At 39.9% G+C, this 19090-nt stretch carries 10 protein-coding genes; all 10 read right to left on the bottom strand.

Annotated features, from left to right (window positions below):
* Window positions 1-197: 197 nt before the first annotated feature.
* The 10 genes from vapC to sufD all read right to left on the bottom strand — a co-directional run bounded on the left by vapC (window position 198) and on the right by sufD (window position 19089).
* Window positions 198-590 (bottom strand): type II toxin-antitoxin system VapC family toxin, encoded by a 393-nt coding sequence (vapC, locus tag E4N78_RS02575; RefSeq protein WP_255811522.1) that lies wholly within the window; start codon window positions 588-590, stop codon window positions 198-200.
* Window positions 587-781 carry a type II toxin-antitoxin system VapB family antitoxin gene (locus E4N78_RS02570; RefSeq protein WP_006188519.1) on the bottom strand — a complete coding sequence of 65 codons (195 nt, stop codon included), beginning with the start codon at window positions 779-781 and terminating at the stop codon, window positions 587-589. Before E4N78_RS02570 ends, vapC begins: the two co-directional genes overlap by 4 nt.
* Window positions 782-1107: 326 nt before the next feature.
* The gene (locus E4N78_RS02565) at window positions 1108-1806 is read right to left on the bottom strand and encodes a DUF3800 domain-containing protein (protein WP_255811521.1); all 699 of its coding nucleotides are present in this window, start codon (window positions 1804-1806) and stop codon (window positions 1108-1110) included.
* Window positions 1807-2210: 404 nt separating this feature from the next.
* Window positions 2211-2987 carry an adenylate/guanylate cyclase domain-containing protein gene (locus tag E4N78_RS02560; RefSeq protein ID WP_255811520.1) on the bottom strand — a complete coding sequence of 259 codons (777 nt, stop codon included), beginning with the start codon at window positions 2985-2987 and terminating at the stop codon, window positions 2211-2213.
* A 4-nt stretch (window positions 2988-2991) separates the two neighbouring features.
* Window positions 2992-4053 (bottom strand): MBL fold metallo-hydrolase, encoded by a 1062-nt coding sequence (locus E4N78_RS02555; protein ID WP_255811519.1) that lies wholly within the window; start codon window positions 4051-4053, stop codon window positions 2992-2994.
* 120 nt (window positions 4054-4173) lie between these two features.
* Window positions 4174-10827 (bottom strand): hypothetical protein, encoded by a 6654-nt coding sequence (locus E4N78_RS02550; RefSeq protein ID WP_255811518.1) that lies wholly within the window; start codon window positions 10825-10827, stop codon window positions 4174-4176.
* A gap of 417 nt (window positions 10828-11244) precedes the next feature.
* Window positions 11245-14988, bottom strand: a complete 3744-nt coding sequence (locus tag E4N78_RS02545; RefSeq protein WP_255811517.1) for a hypothetical protein — start codon at window positions 14986-14988, stop codon at window positions 11245-11247.
* Between the two features lie 153 nt (window positions 14989-15141).
* A complete protein-coding gene (locus E4N78_RS02540; RefSeq protein ID WP_255811516.1) occupies window positions 15142-17577 on the bottom strand; it encodes a hypothetical protein in 2436 nt (811 codons plus the stop codon).
* A 45-nt stretch (window positions 17578-17622) separates the two neighbouring features.
* A complete protein-coding gene (locus E4N78_RS02535) occupies window positions 17623-17745 on the bottom strand; it encodes a hypothetical protein (RefSeq protein WP_255811515.1) in 123 nt (40 codons plus the stop codon).
* Between the two features lie 204 nt (window positions 17746-17949).
* Window positions 17950-19089 (bottom strand): Fe-S cluster assembly protein SufD, encoded by a 1140-nt coding sequence (gene sufD / locus E4N78_RS02530; protein WP_255811514.1) that lies wholly within the window; start codon window positions 19087-19089, stop codon window positions 17950-17952.
* Window position 19090 lies beyond the last annotated feature (1 nt).

The following is a 19090-nucleotide window of genomic DNA, read 5'->3' as shown; positions in this document are numbered from 1 at the left end:
CCCTTAATAATATTTCCACATAGTAATGTGTTGCAGTCTGCCTAAAATTCATCAGCCTTAGAGGCCTCCGCGGTTAAACACCTTGAAAATTAACCGCAAAGGGCGCCAAGATCGCAAAGATTTATTAAAGGCCATGTCACAGTTTTCACCGATTATATTTCTTTTTTTTTCGATAAGGCCTCCGGTATTTTACTACTCTACCTTTTAACAATCAATCCTAAAATTTTTTCCATTGGATCAAAATCCCTATCATTGTGTATTAATGAAAATCCGTTTTCTATACAAAATGTTGCGATTATAACATCTATTGTTTTTCTTACTGTAATGCCCTGTTTTCTCAATTTTCTATAATTATTTGCAGCTTGTATTGCAATTTCCTTTCCGAGAAAATCTCTGTATTCCAGACTATCCATAATGTGCTTTGCCATGAGGTATTCTCTATCGTTTTTAAATCCTTGTAAAAATTCAGTTATTATTATATCACCGGTTACGACTCTGTTACGGATTAATTCATTATCCAACATATCGGTATGAGGTGCATCAATCCCTTTTACATAATCAATCCAAACCGATGTATCTGCGATAATCATTTATCAAGCCTCATTTTTTCCAAATCACCATCCCAAAACAGTTTCCCGCGGAAATTTCTTATGCTTGCTTGATTTTTTAATGTTATTAAAAGTTTTAAAGCTTCTTCAACTGTTTCTTTTTTTGTTTTATAACCGGAAGCATGCAAAGCCTCATTCATTAAGGTATCATCAATAACGATATTTGTTCTCATAACAACTCCTATGTGTATATTTTAATATAATTATACACATACTTTGATAAAAAAACAATATTATTATTGATCAATTATTCTGTAAATAACTGTTTTTTCCTGTGAAAAATATTAAAAACATCCGCAGTTTTCCTCATCACATAAAATATCCCCCGCCGGTAAGCCGACGGGGGGATAACTCGCTAAGCGGAATGCTTACTTCGTCAGCACCGCCATCTCATAGTTCTTGTTGGTAAAGTATGCGGCGATAACCTTATTTGCATAATCACCGCTCGAAGGTACACCCTGACAAATCGTGTACTGCTGAATACCGTTGCTTTCTGATGTTATATGTTATTTTTTCCCAAAAGATATAATCCATGTTGTAGATTTTTTTCTTTATCAAAGCAATCTTTAATTATTGAATAATATGCATTATCATTATATTCAAAATTTCTGAATAATGAAAATGCTATTAAATCGGCAATTTGTATAGAACGAGACATTTCCGAATCTAAAAACAATGGTACTTCTGAAAAATTATTTAATTTCTCTTTCCATTGATTTCCCATCGTTTGATAAATCTTCGACCAGTTCTGATATTGATTTTCCATTTTTGATTTATCAAAAACAGCTAAACCTCTTGCCGGTTCTTTATTTTTCAAGTATTTTCGTGTTAAGAATTTATCAAACCTGCTTGTGATTTGTGTAAATAGATTCTCAGGTACACTTTCTGTTGAATTATCAATTACTGCACCAAAAAGAATAAACTGGCGGGGATAGTTGTTTTTTACATAATCAAGGCATTCCTTTAGAATAGATTCTCTATTTTCTTTTGGAAAGCTTCTCCATATACCTTTTCCGCTTCTTATAGGACTTGCATGTAATTCCAAGTCTGCCCTGCCTATATATTTTAACATAATATCATCTACAGCTTTTTGAATCCAATATGTTTGATTTTCAAAAGTTGCAAAACCTGCCAAAACACTATATTTTACCTTTGGGTCTGAAATTACTCCTGAATCATCAGCATATAGTAAATACATGAAAGTCCTCCGGACAAAAAAAGAGAGCCAAGCGAGAAAACTCGACGCACCACTTAAAGGCAGCACTCTTGACTCTAATTCAGAGTATACACACATTTCATACTAAAGTCAATATCTATTTTTCTTTTTTATCATCGCGGCAGTTCCATTCGACACTTCATACCAAGCTACCTTACCAAACCAGCTGTCTTTCCTCAGTTTTTCCCCATCACATAAAATATCCCCCCGCCGGAAAACCGACGGGGGGAATAAGTAGAACCGATTACTCATCAAGCCAGTTGCCGAATTCGATATGACTTCCAAGATACCCCAATACCGGCCGTCCATCAGTATCAAAGCCTAAATTTACCTTTTTAAATTTAGGTGTACCACCTTGTGCCGTGGTAAGAGTAGTTAAGTATATGTTATATATTCAACGTTGATAATCTTTCCTGATATTTGATTGGAAGAAGCGATTTAAATTCAATAAAGGGTTGATCTGAGAATAAAAAAAGAGTAGGAGATATCCGAAATGTTGGTATATGCTTTTTTATACCTTTTAATCTATGTTCAAATAAATAAGAAGAGAGTAACTTAGTGTTAATTTGATTCATTTCCTTATGGATGTCTTCTGGATTATCAGTGTTTTTGGCCTTCTTCATAAGAGTGCTATAGTCTATACCTAATAGTTTTTTTACTAATAGTTCATTCAACTCAGGGCCATAGATAATAGGCGCCCTTGCATGTTCTTTTGATAAAGCTTCAAGACGGGCTGCTGTATTGATGACATTGCCTATATATGTTTCTATTTTTGTTTCTGCAATTTTTGCATAAACCTTCTTAACAAATCCAGATTCTATTCCAATTCCAAAAAAATATTCACCATCTTCCAGAACTTTATTTGTCGTATCTGCAAATACTTTGGATAATTTTTTATGCAACATTAAGCCAATCAAAAAACCTAATAGGAAATGATCTTCGCCGAATACTACTATTAAATATCCATCACCTGTTGAATTTATGTAGTAATTATCTGAATCAACTATTTTTGACGAAATTTCTATTCCAGTCAAATAAACTTTCTCAAGTAAATCAATAAATGAATCAGAATTAGATGTATTATTTAACTGTTCAGTAAAATTTCTAATATCAACAAACAATGCCGTACAGGCATATTCTTTCAAATCAGCCTTTTCATTCATTTTATTAATATCCTTCTTTTATTTTTTGAACTTTTGTAAATGCCTTCTTGTTTGGAACTGACGACCACCCAGGGCGACGTTCTATCATATCAAAATAAAAAACAATTCCCCCAGAACTGCTTATATGTTTAACAGGAATTCCTTCATTGATTACATAATTTACAACTAATTTTGACGGGTGTTCGCTATCGTCATCAGGAGCAGACACAAACATTTTCTTAGGCTTAATGAGGTTTATAATATCCTCATTTATATTTTTTATACTTCCATGATGTGGCATTTGCATTAATGCAACATTTTGATATTCTAAATTTTCAGCATCAGCATTTCTTAAAGCTTTGCATATAGAATTAACTCCTGCATCACCTGTAAATAGAGCAATCGGTTCTTTTTTGCTATTATATAACAGTATTATCATAGATGAATCATTTTTAGCTGATGTCTTTGGATCATCGAGGAAATGTTTAAATAATGGTTGATAGTCAAATTCTTTATCTGTATATACACTTTCACTGGAAATATGCCGTTCATTATCCATTCCCGGAAATTCAGAGAGATATTTCAGATAATCGTTTTTATTTGGTCCAAGGATATATAACCCAAGATTTTTATTGCCTGCAACACCAAATATTTCGTTGTTCTTTTCACCAAGTAAATCTAAGGTTTCTGATAAAATTGAAAGATTTTCACCAAGAGTTGATCCGATGGATTTTATTGTTCTGCGGCCATCCTTACTTCGTGTAAATAATTCAACCTTATGATTCCAAGGATCATGAATAAATGTATTTGATATTTTTATTTTCTTACGCTTTAATAATTCTAACAATCCAGAAATATGATCAGAATCAGGGTGCGTAATAAATACATAATCTATTGTATCAGTATGGTAATAATCACTTAAATATTTTTCTATGTTCTCGGCAGTACTCTTATAACCACTATCAATCAATATTACCTTTTGTTTATTGTTGTAGTGATTATCATATGAAAATGAACCAATTCTTAATAAAATTGCATCCCCACCTTTTTTTTCAGATGAAGCAGGCAAAACATCAATTTCTATCATATTTATTTCTCCTTCTATTAATTTTCTTCCCGCCCTTGTAAAAAGCAGGAAAAAGGCAATACAAAAAAAAGGGGCTCAAAAGTTTTAACTTTTTACGCCCCTTTATGAGATTTACCAATGTTAATCCGTTAAATCAGGCATGCGGGTTAAATATTCAATACCTTTACTTCCTGATTGATTATTAGAGTACCCGATAACCGGTCTACCGTCAGTTCCAACGCCGATATTAAACCGGTTGGAATCGCTGTCTACAATGCGTGTGGGAATAATTTGTGATTCCCATGCACCGGTAAACTTATCGTTATCATTTACACCGCTGGCAAGAGAGTCGACAGCAGGCACACCATTATTCGCTTTATACCATGCAACCTTGGCAACAGTTCCAAGTCCTTTGTAAGCAATATACGGCGTGTTACCGTGTACCGTAAGCGTCAATTTTCCTCCAACGGCAAGATACGAATCAACTTTTACCATTTTTCTGTTAGCAGGATTGCTGTATTCCGGGATATAAATATATTTTACATCACCGCCGAAAGAATCTTGATATGCAATATGGACATGCTTATCTTTGTCTACAACCATACTCACATAGTCCCCGCCGCAGTTCGTATCAAGTTCAATAGGAGTTGACCATGACGTATTTTCATCATTTTTTGCGTAGATATAGTTGAGCGATGTGCCGCTATAGTAAACCAGAATACCGCGTGCAGTATTGACAATATTATCTGTCGTCGTAACCGGAACCCCCGCGGCAGCAGAATACACCCCATTACCGGTGCCGGTTGCGAATTCTTGCGGCTGTATTGTAGTACCGCTATAGTTACCAGTGGCATTAAATCTTCTGTTATCATTGTTGTTATCATTGTAAGAAGGCCAGTTAGTACTATTATACGTTACTTGATTCAGCTCATTCTTATTGATATAGAGGTTGAGCGTTTCGGTATCCTTGTGTACCTTATGTGCATTTGCATTGTTATTATTTCCTACAAGGGTTGCATTCGTTCCGACTTTAAAATACCGGAATATAATACGGTCATCAAGCGCATCATAGGTAGAATAAAATACATGCGATAGGCTGTCGGTACCAACCATTTTGATGCAAGGATACTGATACCTATCCAAAACAGCCGTAACCCCGCTCTTGTATAAACCGTCCATCCAAACGTTATAATTCCTAAAAAAATATGACGTTCCATTCGATGTTGTATTGGGCGGCTTATAGAAAAAGTTTGTCATTATTCCGCCGGTATCGGGAGCATTCCCAGTACCCCGAAGCGCAACATTGATATCGAATAAGGCAGCCCTGCTGTTATCGCTATTTAACGCAAGCGCAGAAAAGGTGAATAAATCCCAGTTTGAATATATTTTTATTTCAGCGCTTCCATCCCAGAATTCCGCAAGACCGTATCCTCCGGCATTATTGACGTACGCAAACTGAGGGGTGTTTTCCTTCATCACCATAGAAGGATAAACAGCATTTTGTGCTTTAGGTGCGGCAGAGTTCTTCCATAGCTGTGTAAAATCCCACAGTTCAATTTTGCGGTCGTTATCCGCATTTGCTTGAATAAGCGACGCCTCTTTATTGTATTCTGCACTATTATTGTCAATATTATTGATACTCGGAACACCGTTTACGATAAACGTAAGATAGCCGTTACCGTCAGACTCAATAGTTACGTTCCATTTGCTATTATCACCGGCGGTAACCTGAGTGGCGGTAAGACCTTTACCTTTTTTCGTTACTGTACCGTCAGTAGCAATTTCACATCCTGTTTTAGAGTTGGATAAGCGGATATCGGAACCAGTGCCGGAAATTGTTGTAGGCTGTAAATTAAACCCTGTTACGGTTACGTTTTCATATTCCGATGCAGAGGTTTTTGCCCGTACGGTGTACGCGCCTGTAGCAGTACGCATAAAATCTTCTCCAAGCAGCGTTTTGATACTTGTTTCAATCTCCGTAATATACGGCACAACATCCACCTTCCTGCTATCAGACTTGGTATTTGTTTGAGCTGTATCTTTTACAGTTACCGTAATAGTTTTATCGGTCCCGACACCGTCCGTTATCTTTGAGCTGTCCCAGTCAAGCTGCCATTTAACGGTATGACCGTCTTCAACACTGAAATCATTCGATACAATAGCAAACTTCCAGCCGTCTGTATCAAAATTACCGGATTCTACCGTAAAATTACCGTTTGAAGCATTATAAGTTGCAAGTCTGTGTCCTAATTGGGGATCTGTAGTATTTGCACCGGTAAATGTAAAGGCATCAATCTTTGCCCAAATTTCCGTGATAACCTGATCGTCATACGCAGTACCGGTAATGCTTATCTTGCCGGAAACTTTATCGTCTTTATCCATAAGACCGTTTGGTTGGTTAAACGCGCTTGGTAAATCGGTTCCTATTTCGATGTGTCCGTTAGCTTTGCTGTTGCCGTACAGGCTGTTATCGGTTTCGGAAACCCACTTAAACGGGTCTATCTCGTTTGTCGGCGCAATTCTGTCCTTCGTATCGACGATAACATCAAATTCCAGTTCCGCCTTCCATGTATTGGTACCGCAAGTCAAACCGGCCGCGGAATTCCATACGGTAAGCACCAAAGTGCGCTTTATAGGATTAGAACTTTCAGGATTATCACTTTGTTTTATTTTGTCAAAATCAGTTTGCGCCAGCTCAATTATACCGCTTGAAGGTAGGGAGCTCAAATTATGCACTTCCACTTCAGGTAATGAATCGCTTATTTTTTTTCGTTTAAGCGTGTATTTTTTAGCAGTAGCTCCCACATCTTCCGCAGTAATTTTAATCTGCGACTTATTGTTTTTAAATCTAAAAGTTCCGCCGTCAGCTTTACCGTGCCAATCGTATTTTTTGCTGTCGATACCGTTAGGTTTGTCGGCATCATAGGTCAGAGCCAAGGTTTTGGTTTCAACCGTAGGAGCAACATTCGCGATAGAACCATTCCTGTTGATATCCGTTCCTAGTTCTACACCGGTGATTTTCAACAGATTTTTCTTCAGTTTTACATCTGCTTCAATGGGTGTAGGTGTATTATGCGCACGGTCAATCGGGGTAATCACGATTTTTCCTTTACCGTCAACAATGCTTGTGGGACTTACATCGATTACACCTTTCCATGTTACAAAGTTGACATCGCCGTTACCGACATCCGTCAATACACCGCTCGGAGACTCCAATTCAATTTCTGTTGAAGAAACTCCGTTATAGTTTACCTTAATCTTTTCGACACCGGAGCCCACATCATAAGCTGCGCCAACTACGCTAACCTTACCGCTTGCGTCAGGCCGTAAATACTCAATGGGACTGTAGATAAGATAACCCGTCGTCGGATTTGCCGGAGCAGAGGCAAGTGTAACCGTACCGGTATCCTTATCGAACGCCGTAATTTTAATATCCTGCCCCGAAGCAAAAAACCTCATTGTCGTGTCAATATTTGTTTTTCCTACCAATGCAAGGTCGCTAAACGAAGTTCCGCTCACCGTTACGGTACCCGATGAAGCTATTTTCGTACCGAATACAGCTGTAGGAGCAGTATTATCGTACTTAAAGGAGAATGTCGTCGAAGACTGTAAGCCTTCGGTATCCCCCTGTTTTTTAGCCTTTATCTTTATAGTAATAGTAAATCCATTATTGCGTCCGGGTTTTGTTGTCGTTTTTAACGGGATGCGCATTTTATAATTTTTGGCAGTAGTAGTGGACGGCACCGAACTTTGCGTAAACCACGCCTTACCTGAACCGTTAATATTTGAATCGGTTATTTGGCTATCATCTTTCAATGTAATAGTAGATGCTCCGAAGTAGCTGCCCGATATATCAATTTGTTCTATACCGGCATTATGCGCCAAATCCGCACATAGATACAGAGCATCTCCCTTTATCCACATATTCGAAACATAGGTTTGGTTTTCAGGGTCAACCGAAGAAGGAATAGCCGTACCAATTTTAGCTTCGGTTGCAACTTTCATACCGGTAATGGTCGGAGCTGCTTTATCAACAGTGATTTTAACCGGTGCTGTCCATTGACCTGCAACAGGGGTAGTCTTATTATTTTTACCTCGCAGTCTAAACCAAATATCTCGTTGCGTACCGCTCGAAGGCTCAAATTCTTTATTTGCATTTATTTCCACAGACCAATATGAACCGCCCGCCTTATATTCCGGATTGGTTCCTGTACTGGATAACTGTTTTCCGTCAGGATTGGGACACCAGTTGACTGAGCCGAATGTAGCATTCTGTGTAAAATCAGGGTTGCCTAAACCATCTTTTTTGTCTGTAATCTGAATCCACATAGAACCGACTTGTCCCGCAGAAGGATCCGGTACATTGACAAATCCTGAAATACGGATCGTACCGCCTAACACTTGACCAGCGTCAGGTGTTGATACGGTTACTATAGGGATATCACCATTCGGGTCTACTCTGAGTACTTTCGTAATGATAGCGGTATTACCTTTTTGAGCTCCTCCATGCGTATCTTTCGCGGCTGCTTTATCTTCCACTAAAAAGAAGATCGGAATATCATACAGTTCGTCCGAACCAACCTTTTTACCGAGCGATTCGGCTGTAGTTTTTTTCGTAATATTATTGCTGCCGGTAAAGTCGATACTCCAGTTTTCTCCAGATAACACAATATTTTTCCATTCTGCAGCACTTTCAGCGGGTTGTACCGTTATATCGGCATCCTGTTTACCGACGATATATTTTATGCTCTTTACGCCGCTTGGCGTATCGATAACCGATCCGCGCATAGTAAAATCGCCGCTCTGATTTTTAGATAAATCGGGGCTAAATATTTCTTTTATTTCGGGCGCTTTTGTATCAAAAACAAAATCCGTTTCATCGGTATCGGTTAAACCGGGTCCTGCTTTCGATAAAAACTTAATCTTATGAGTTCCGTCGGAAAAGCCGTCAGGAAGCTCTTTTTGTTTAGATAATCCGGCAGGATCCTTCCATTTTATAACATACTTTCCCGATACTTTAACTATTTCAACTTCTACTTCATATCGCGGATTAGTAGCTGCTGCAGTAGCTTTTTTCAGTTCTATATCGCTATCGTTAACGCTCGTACCTATATTACAATAGACATGTCCGTTTGCTGCATCGATTCCGGTAACCTCAGCAGCAATGATGAATTTTGCATTTGCTTTTTTAAAACCTTCCAGACTAATCGGCCGTGTCCGCGGACCGCTTCCGGCAGAGTAAAACTTTAAGGCATACATACCGCTTGCTGTGTCAGAATTATCATACGCTTTAAATTCGTTTGACTCTTCATTGCTGGTATCTCGGCCTTGTACATCTACGGCATATATCCCCTCACCTTGGGCCGAAGGGAATGTACATTGTATTCGTAACTTATCGCCTTCCGTTTTAATCAGATCCGGGTGGCTGCTTAAATAAGCATCGGTAAAGGAGTCGAAATCAACCAGCGTTATCGGATTAGCAGTATCAAAAGCATTATCGGCCGGCTTCCATTTATACAGTACAATTTTTATTTTACTTGCATTATATGCAGCAGCATTGGATCCGCCGACCAGCGGAATATTATCTTTGTTCGGGATAAGCTCTACCAAAAAAGAAGCCTCGCCTCCGTCTTTATACATAATTGCAGATGCCTGACCGAGAGCCGCTGATGCATTAGCGGGTGTTTCCGTTTTTATCTGGTCAGGAGTCGTTGATAAATGTTTTGAACCGATAACCTTAAATCCAGGAGATTTACTAGGATCAAGTTTAAAGGTACTGCGCATATCGCTCATTTTTATCATAGCAGACTTTAGCTTAACCAAAGCAACCGTGTCACTGCGCAATTCTTTTATTTTTTTATCGTGCTCATTGGCATCGGAACCTTTTTTACCGGCAAAATAATCACTGAGAACCTCAGGCGTGTAACCTTTCGCTATCACTTCGGTATAAACCTCTTTCCACAGATAGTACCAATCAGCTTTATTTCCCTCACCCGAAGCATCGCCGCCTTTATATTCGCGTGCATTGTCATACAGATATAATTGACCTCTGATAGGCTTCGTTTTATCCTGCTCCTGTAAATCGTATAAAGGGTTTAAAGGAGGTGCAGCACTGTAAACTGCAACTTGAGCATTTATATTCTTGCCGACAAACATATTGGTTATATCAATCGGCGTTGCTCCCGGAACATGCACATTCAGCTTTTCAACGGTATTTCTTTCACCTGCTTGCCCTACAACTGAAAAAATTGCTCCATAACCGTCGGCCTGCGGCGTTGCCATATCGGCTGCATCGACAGTCATGGACGGTCTTGAAACGATAAATACCGGCGGCGTGTTATCTATTTTATAGTTCTTGGTAAATATGGATGGTACTCCGCCCTTGTCTGTAACGGTTACTACTGCCGTATACTCACCGTCGGGAATCGGATAAAGCTTTACCAAAGGATGACCGTCTTCGGTTCCTGTAGATTCGTTGTTTATATCTGCCGTCCATGTTACGCTGTTAGTACCGGAGTCGGAAAGAACGGCCTCAAAAGCTTTTGTCTTTTCATTAGTTTCGATATTTTGAAACACGATTGAAACTGACTGAATGCCGTTTTCGTCACTCGCTGTTCCTTTCATCACAAAACGTCCCCGTATGGGTGTTTCTCCTGCATCAGGATAGATGATTTCACCGGTGGGCGGCGCAACATTAACACTCGCCCCCAAACCTATGTTTTGTTTACAGGTAAAAACCGTCATCACGGTACATATAAGCAATGTAAACAATAATACGTTATTTTTCTTTTTCATAAATATCTTCTCCTTCCAAATACGGAATATATTTTAATCTTATGCCGCACCATTATCGGCAGAAAAATCAAAAATCTTTAATTTATGAAATTCTCCTCTAATTTCGGCATTTTTTAAGCATTCTATAAAACTGTTATATATAATTAAAATAGCACAAATATATAAAAAAATCAAATTTCTACAAATTATTATTAAAATTATTTGCAAATTTCTCTTTTTTGTGAGTTGATGCGGTAATTATTCACTTAATAATATTTCCCCATAGTAGTGTTGCAGTCCGCCTAAAATTCATCAGCCTTAGAGGCCTCCTCAGTTAAATACCTTGAAAATTAACCGCAAAGAGCGCCAAGAACGCAAAGATTAATAATCCCCCGCCGATAAGCCGACGGGGGGAAAATTAGTTGTTGTAATAATGTTTTACTTTCCTACATAGAATGCAGCGCGGTAATCCGAACTGGTTTTAAACCCTACCGCAACAGGCATCTTCTCCGTAGCATTGTGATACTTTGCCTGTGTTTCAATGCAGATACGGCCGCTTGCCGCCCGTTGGTTAAGCGGAGCGGTCATTGTTTCCCAGCCAGCTACATCCGTTCCCGTATTGTTAAAGTCCATAGAGGTTTTATAGGCAATGCGGATAGCATCGTACGAGTTGGGACGGGACATATACGTGATATAGGGCGTTTTGCCGTCCATGGTCATATCTATAGATATAACGGAATCATCCAGTACTTCGGAAGTGCCGAACTCATACTTTGTTGAACCGTCATCGGACGTATTCGTGGATTTTACATACACAAGTTGCCCTTTAGTGTTTTGGAACGCGATATGCAAAACCCCATCGCTGCCGATACATGCATTTATGTAGTCGCTTGCAATCTTACCGTTCGAATCCGAAGCGGCAAGAACGCTTTGAATCTTCCAATCGGCTGGCGCCGTAGGTTGTTTTGAGGTACTTCTTGCAAGCCGTAAGGTTCTCGAAGCAGCATCCATGTACACTACAACAGGATAACCGTCCTTAGTTACCGTAACTGCAACGGATTCCCACACCGCATTTGAAACGGAAAGCCCGTCTTCAAAATTACTCAATACATACGGAGATGCATAAGTTGAACCGTTGGGGCTCACAAATGTAAATATATTATCCGGCGGATTAGCTCCCGGACTATTAACCAAGTGATCCGGAACTTTACATTCTCTATCTGTTATGTCGGTATTGCCGTCTATGACACACCATGGGAGTGCATGGGTTATTGTATTCGGTTTTTTGCTGTCATCTACCCAGGCGAATTTTGCAGCTTCGGTTAATCTGTCATAATAGACAACATAGATATTGTCGCCGGAACGTACAGTCCGTATGTTTTTAAACTGCTGTAATTCATTATCGTAGGTAAAGAGTTCGAACCGATACACCTGACTATGCCTACCGCTACTGGCTGCATCTTTATCATAGAGGTATATACCGCCCGCATACTCAGGATTAGTATCATTCCATGGGTATTTTTTTGTTCCGTCTGCGTTGGCTGTACCATTACCCCAGTTATTAGCACCACCGCCATGATAATTTGCAGCATAGAGTACATTTACTTCCGTTCCGTTTACGGTTATATCCGTTTCTTCCGGCGGATCGTAACCTGTAAACAACCTTTTTGTACCGTCTCCTTCTACGGCAACAGCAGTATCTCCCGTAAATTTATTTGAATAATACACTGCCGAAGTTGAGTTATTGCTAAACGATGCATATAGCGTACCGTCAGAACTTTTAGTCATTGCAGGATAGATGGCATTTTTACTGCCTTTAAACGTATCTTCCTTATTTACACGCCAAATATGTACAAATCTATCGTCGGAATGTTCCTTAGCTCCGTATGTATCGGCTTCCTCAGTATTGCTTGCGGTATACGCATTCGTATTATTTACTGCAGCAACACCGTTTACCACAAGATGCAGATACCCGTCTTTTGCCGTATCGGGAACTTTAAAGGTAAAACTCTTCTTATCACTACTTAATGTCAGACTCTCCATTTCAACTGGAAAAGAACCGCTTCCGTCTTTATTTACGGTAATCTTTAAAGAGGGAGTGCTTCCTTCAAAGTTAAAGCCTGTAATCGTATTGCCAGCTTCCCCGCGGAGTAAGGGTATGGCACCGCTTCGCGCTCTGTTTGTATTATATGTACTGTTTCTGCTGACTCCCGTAATATAGGGTACAACGTTAACACTTATCGAAGGCTTATTTGTTGTATCTTGATACAGCGTAGCAGTCACAAAACCGGTATCTACCGCATTTATAAGCTCAATCTTATTACCGGTAACTGATTTTACGCGGGTTAAGTGCTGTGCTTCACCCTTTGTAAAGAGAATAAACTGACCGGGCTTTGCAGCGGCAAAATCCGCATGTTCCGCCGTATCATTAGTACTGCGAGTTAAGGAGGAAGATGAGGAAGACGGATCGGCAGCAGAGGTTCCTGAAGGATTGGTTCCGTCATGAGCCGAAACACTGATTATCTGTCCAAGACCTACAGATGTTTTTTCACTGTCCCATTCCAGCTTCCATTTTACATAATAGCCGAGATAGTCGTATTTAGACTCTTCAACTTTAAACTTGATATTCTTTGAAGTATCTTCGCCTATAGACCAGTTATTATTGGTATTCGTAACGGTTATATTTGAAGCGTTAGGAAGTGTTGCTGTAAGTGTCTTTAGCTGAACATTATCATAGGCAAATCCACGGATTGTAACCTTACCCGAAACGGAAGACGTAGCAATTTCCACATGTCCGTTAGCACGGCTGTTTTGATACAGCGAGTTATCGGTTTCACTATTCCAATGGAACGGAAGGATGACTACCGTCGGCGGCTTAGTATCGATAGCTTCAAAGAGCGTTTTTATCGTTATTTTTGCAAAAGAGCTATCATTTCCTTGAATAAAGCCATGTGCCTCGTCCCACAACTCAAGAATTATCTCGGTAGGCGTACCGTTTGAGTTATTTATTTTATTTGGTCCCGTGCCGAAGTGAGTTATTAAGTCAATTTCGCTGCCGGATGTTACCGCGGTAAGATCCTGCAATAGAGTTCCATCACTTTTTCTCAGCCGGTATTTTACGGTACCCTGACCTCCGGAGAATTCAACCTTTATCTTTGAGTTATTTTTATTTTTAAAGGCAAATTCCGTACTTGTAATACTTCCGATAAAATCGCGGTCTGCATTTAAAGCACCGGACAAACCTCCGATGAAGGAGCTCGGCGTACCGCCTATGTCGGTAGAAAGGGTTACCGCACTTACCATGATAGGCTTATTTTTTACATGCACGTCTACACTATGGCTATATATATTACCGCTTTTGTCGGTTATCGTATAGTGCAGTTTTCCCTTACCATCAGTGACAGAAGGGGTAAGATCTAAATCTATTTTTCCTTGCCATGTAACCGTTCCGCCGAGCTGCTTGGTTATCCTGTTTTGCTGACCAGCTTCAGTCATCGTTATTTCAGGTGAAGAGGTCCCGTTTACGACTATCTTTGCCTTCACTTCTTTTACGCCTGAACCGCTGTCATTCGCAACTCCGTTTATAATCCATTCACCGCTGCTGCCTTCGTATATAAGCAGTTCCGGTTTATATAAGATATAGCTGTAACTTCCTGCCGTAAGCGCAGGTGAAGCGGTAAACTCGACTTTGCTTCCCGTTACCTTCGTTACCGTGAGTATATGATTGTCCGCCAGTATTTTGCATCCGCTGCCGGAAGATGCTGTAGCGCCCAAATCTTTCACTTTTTGCGCCAGCTGTGCGTCGGTTATCGAATCGGAAGCAAAATTTCCGATATTCATATATTTATCGGTACCGAAATCACCGATAGGATCGGTTGTGTCAAAGCGGAAGGTAAATGTTTGTTGTGTACTCAATGCCGGAGATGTTGTATTTTCTGTAATGGAAACGGTTACACTAAACTCTCCAGCCGCTTTTGCAGCAGGGCTCAGCGCATCTAAGTCGAACGGAATCTTTAGCTCATAATTTCCGCCTGTAACAGGAGCTATCCAACCCGCTGTTTGAGCTTGACTAAGATCATAGCTCACACCGCCAGCCAAACCGTCTGAGGTAATGTGGACAGCCTTTATACCCGAATCGTCTTTTAATGAGCCTATCAGTTTTTTATTGCGTCCTACCCACATATTAGGCGTATAGTCTTTTGCGTTCGCACTGCCGGCAAGAACGGTACTAGAAGAATCGTCTACTTTAACGGCATTGGGGCTTCCAATCGTAGGAGCAGACTTATCGACGATTATTTTTATTTTATCGCTCCATTCCCCTATCGATGTACCATTTTAATTTTTCGCACGGACTCTAAAATAGACATCTTGGTTTTGATTGGTCGCATGATTAAATGAACCGTCGTCGTTTATACTAATTCTCCAGTCTGCACCTCCATTGGTATCTGTACCTGAAATAAGCTTTCCATTTCCGCCATTGTACCAGTCGATTATACCGAACGTTCCATCTGCGGCAGAGGTAAAATTACCGTCACGAGAAAATTGAATATATACTTCACCCACCGCTGCCGGTCCGCCTTTAGGTACACTCGCACTTCCGAATATCTGTATAGTACCGCCTAATTTTGTAGCAGGAGTAGTATTCTGCGGTGAAAGTACTTTTACAATCGGCTTTGCTCCCTCAGTATCAAAGAGTATCTGTTTTTCATGTACAGCTTTATTCCCTAGTTCGTCTTCCGTAAAAACATATAACGGTATTTTTCTATATCTACCGATAACCGCACCGTATTCCGATGAAGGAACGTTATCCAAATTTATGTGAATACTCCACGAACCTTTTGTCGAAGTATCAGGAGCATCTTTCATTATTTTCCAGCCGGCAGCAGTATCAACCGTCGGCGCAGGAGTCTTTTTACCCAATATGTATTTGGTTTTTTCGGGATTTACTCCGGCCCATTCATCGCTGACACGGCCCGAAACGACAATCTCTCCCGCTTGCGGATCGGTCTCTTCAGGATATACTATTTCAATCGTCGGACCCGTGTTATCCACGGTAAATTCGGTTTTATCCGTATCGGTAGAACCGGAACTTGTTTTTGCTAAAAAGTGAATTTTATGGATTCCGTCCGAAAGAGGTGCCCCATTCCAAAGAAGCTTCCCCTGCGAATCAGTAGTTAAAAGAACCGTCGCTTTGTAGCGAGGATCGGTCGGGTCGGAACTGACCTTTGTAAGCTTCTTTGTAGCATCCGGACTCGCAGCATTTACCGGCGCATCTATGTTGTAATACACCGCACCGCTTGCATCTATGCCGGTAACATCCGCTTCTATATCAAAATTTGCGTTTTTAAAGCCTTGCGGACGGATCGGCCGTATTCTCGGCCCATTTCCGGTAGCAAGAAAGTTTATTATATAAAGGCTGTTGATTACCGTATTAGAGGTGTCATAGGCTTCAAATTTATTTGAAGCGGCTCCGGAGGTGTCGGTACCTTTAACTTTTACGGCATAGTATCCTTCAGCCCAAGACGGATCAAAGGCACATTTTACGCGTAACTTTCCATCTACTACCGTAATATTGCTTGTATCCGTCAACTCAGAAAATTTTACCAGTTTCTTCTCTTCATAATTTTCATCATTTTTTAAGCTATCCGCTTCATTCGTACCTGCCGCTTTATTCCATTTGCGTAAAACGATCTCAATATTGCTTGCCTGATACGCTGCAAGGTCAAATCCGGCCGTCAATGGAGTGTTATTTTTATTACGGATAAGCTCTATCGCAAATGCCGTTTCGCCTCCGTTTTTAAAGAGCATCGATGTAGCGTCTGAAAGAGTTAAAGCAGGGTCTACAGGTAAACTTTTTACACCGACAACTGTAAAACCGGGAGATTGGCTCGGATCAAGTTTAAAAGTACTGCGCTTTTCAGTCATTTTAATCATCTTCGTTTTAAGTATATTCAAAACTTCCGTATCGCTGCGCAATTCTTTTATTTTCTTATCATGATCATTTTTATCCGATCCTTTTTTGCCGGCAAAATAATCGCTGATTACTTCGGGCGTGTAGCCTTTTGCTATGACATCTTTATAAATGCTATCCCACTGATAATACCAATCAGCTTTATTACCTTCGCCTGTTGCCATCCCCCCAGTATATTCGCGGGCATTATCATATAAATATAATTGACTTCTGATAGGCTTCATTTTATCCTGTGCTTGCAAATTATATAAAGGGTTTGTTTCATTGCCTGAAATAACTTCCGATACGGCAACTCGCGCGTTTATATTGTTGCCCACGAACATATTAGCCATATCAATCGGCGGCGTTCCAGGAACATGTACATTCAGTTTTTCAACGGTATTTTTTTCACCTGCCTGTCCCACAACAGAAAAAGTCGATCCATAACCGTCTGCCGGATCCGATGGTGAAGGAGAGGTACTTCCATCAACAAACATCGACGGGCGCTGCACGATAAATATGGGCGGAGTATTGTCGATTTTATATGTTTGATTTAAATCCGTTCGTTCACCCTGTTTATCGGTAATGGTTACCAAAGCTTTGTATTCACCATCAGGAATGGGGTACACTTTTACTAACTCATGACCGGGTTCGGGTCCCGTAGATTCGTTGTTTATATCCACCGACCATGTTACGCTGTTCGTACCGGAGTTGGAAAGAACGGCCTCAAACACTTTTGTCTTTTCCTTAGTTTCATTATTTTCAAACACGATCGAAACTGACTGAATGCCGTTCTCGTCGCTTGCCGTTCCTTTCATCACAAAACTTCCGCGTATGGGCGTTTCTCCCGCATCAGGATAGATGATTTAGCCGTTGGGCGGCGCAACATTAACGCTCGCCCCTAAACCTATGTTTTGTTTACAGGTAAAAACCGTCATTACGGTACATATAACCAATGTAAAAAATAATACGCTATTTTTCTTTTTCATAAACATTTTCTCCTTCCAAAGCTGGAATATGTTTAATTTATGAAATTTGCCCTTAATTTCGGCAATCAAAGCACTTTTTAAGTATTTTATAAATTTTTTATGTATAATCAAAATAGCACAAATATACAAAAAAATCAAATTTCTACAAATTATTTATTAAAATTATTTGCAAATTTCTCTTTTTAGTATGAGTTGATACGGTATTTATTCACTTATCTCGTCAAGATTTATACTGAATTCGCCTAAAAGCTTTTCTCTTATCGTTTCATCGTCAATGCGGTTAAAAACGGGTTTAAAGGCAGCCTCGATTAAGAGCTTTTTAGCACTCAGCTCATCAAAACCGCGGGTCATAAGGTAGTAAAGCTTAGCCTTATTTACCGCCTCAAAGCTCGCAGCGTGCTCTCCTATAACGTCATCTTCGTCGCAAAAGATTGTCGGGATTGTAGCTCCGGCCGTAGTTTTATCGAGCATAATCGTGTTATCCGAAAACCTTGCAATGGACTTTGAGCAGCCCCTGTTTAAAAAGATATTGCCCCGGAACATCTTGTGAGCCTTGTTCTTTAGTGCACCCTTTGCCGTGATTACACCTAGGGAGTTTTTTCCGTTGATGATAAAATTTTGCTCCAAGTCGATGCGCCTTGTCTTATCTGCAAAATAGAGGGGGTATATTTGAACTTCGGCCCAATCCTCAGGCATATAGGTAGAAGTTGAAGCTCCGTTTATCTTTGCTCCAAGCTGAATATCATAAAGGGTAACTTGTGCCTTCTCCATAGCAGAGATTTTTACGGTTTCAAAGTTAATGCTGCAGTGACTTAAGTTTTGTACCTTTATAAATTCTACTTGAGAGTTTTTTTCGGCAACTATGCTTAAAAGTCCGTTTCTAAAAATATCGGCCTTTGAGCAATCGTATTCTTTTACATCATGATAAAAAAAGATTTTAGCCCTTGCCCCTTCTTCAATTATAATCAGATTTTGGTCATAAAGAACATTATTGGCCTGATCCATTGTAAAATGGATTAGAACATTGGCGATCTTTTCCTTATCTTCGCATTTTTTTACTCTTATATAAATACCGGAATTCCTTTTATCCTTTACTTCTTGGATATAATTATCTCCGAGGCCGCAATTTTTTTCGCGTTTTGTTTTCGTAAAATCAAAGAATTTTTCTATATCTTTTGAAGGGGCTATTTTTAAAAATTGCTCTATCGGCATTTGTTCTATATTTTCAGCTTCGGTGCAGTCTTTGGTACAGCCGTTGACCTTACAGTTTAAATTGCAAAAAGGCTTTGAAGGGATATCCGTTTTTGTGTAGTCAAGCCGTTTAAAATAAGTTCTGTCACTCATA

Origin of the sequence: Treponema denticola (genome assembly GCF_024400535.1) — a bacterium.
Taxonomy (GTDB): Bacteria; Spirochaetota; Spirochaetia; order Treponematales; family Treponemataceae; genus Treponema_B; species Treponema_B denticola_C.
Note: the sequence above shows the minus strand (reverse complement) of the source record. Positions and strands in the feature narration are given on the sequence as shown.

What these genes read in the sequence shown, in the direction of transcription:
- E4N78_RS02570 (WP_006188519.1), bottom strand. Translation starts at nt 781, where the DNA reads ATGAGAACAAATATCGTTATTGATGATACCTTAATGAATGAGGCTTTG.
- E4N78_RS02555 (WP_255811519.1), bottom strand. Translation starts at nt 4,053, where the DNA reads ATGATAGAAATTGATGTTTTGCCTGCTTCATCTGAAAAAAAAGGTGGG.
- E4N78_RS02565 (WP_255811521.1), bottom strand. Translation starts at nt 1,806, where the DNA reads ATGTATTTACTATATGCTGATGATTCAGGAGTAATTTCAGACCCAAAG.
- E4N78_RS02560 (WP_255811520.1), bottom strand. Translation starts at nt 2,987, where the DNA reads ATGAATGAAAAGGCTGATTTGAAAGAATATGCCTGTACGGCATTGTTT.
- sufD (WP_255811514.1), bottom strand. Translation starts at nt 19,089, where the DNA reads ATGAGTGACAGAACTTATTTTAAACGGCTTGACTACACAAAAACGGAT.
- E4N78_RS02545 (WP_255811517.1), bottom strand. Translation starts at nt 14,988, where the DNA reads ATGTGGGTAGGACGCAATAAAAAACTGATAGGCTCATTAAAAGACGAT.
- vapC (WP_255811522.1), bottom strand. Translation starts at nt 590, where the DNA reads ATGATTATCGCAGATACATCGGTTTGGATTGATTATGTAAAAGGGATT.
- E4N78_RS02535 (WP_255811515.1), bottom strand. Translation starts at nt 17,745, where the DNA reads ATGAAAAAGAAAAATAGCGTATTATTTTTTACATTGGTTATATGTACC.
- E4N78_RS02550 (WP_255811518.1), bottom strand. Translation starts at nt 10,827, where the DNA reads ATGAAAAAGAAAAATAACGTATTATTGTTTACATTGCTTATATGTACC.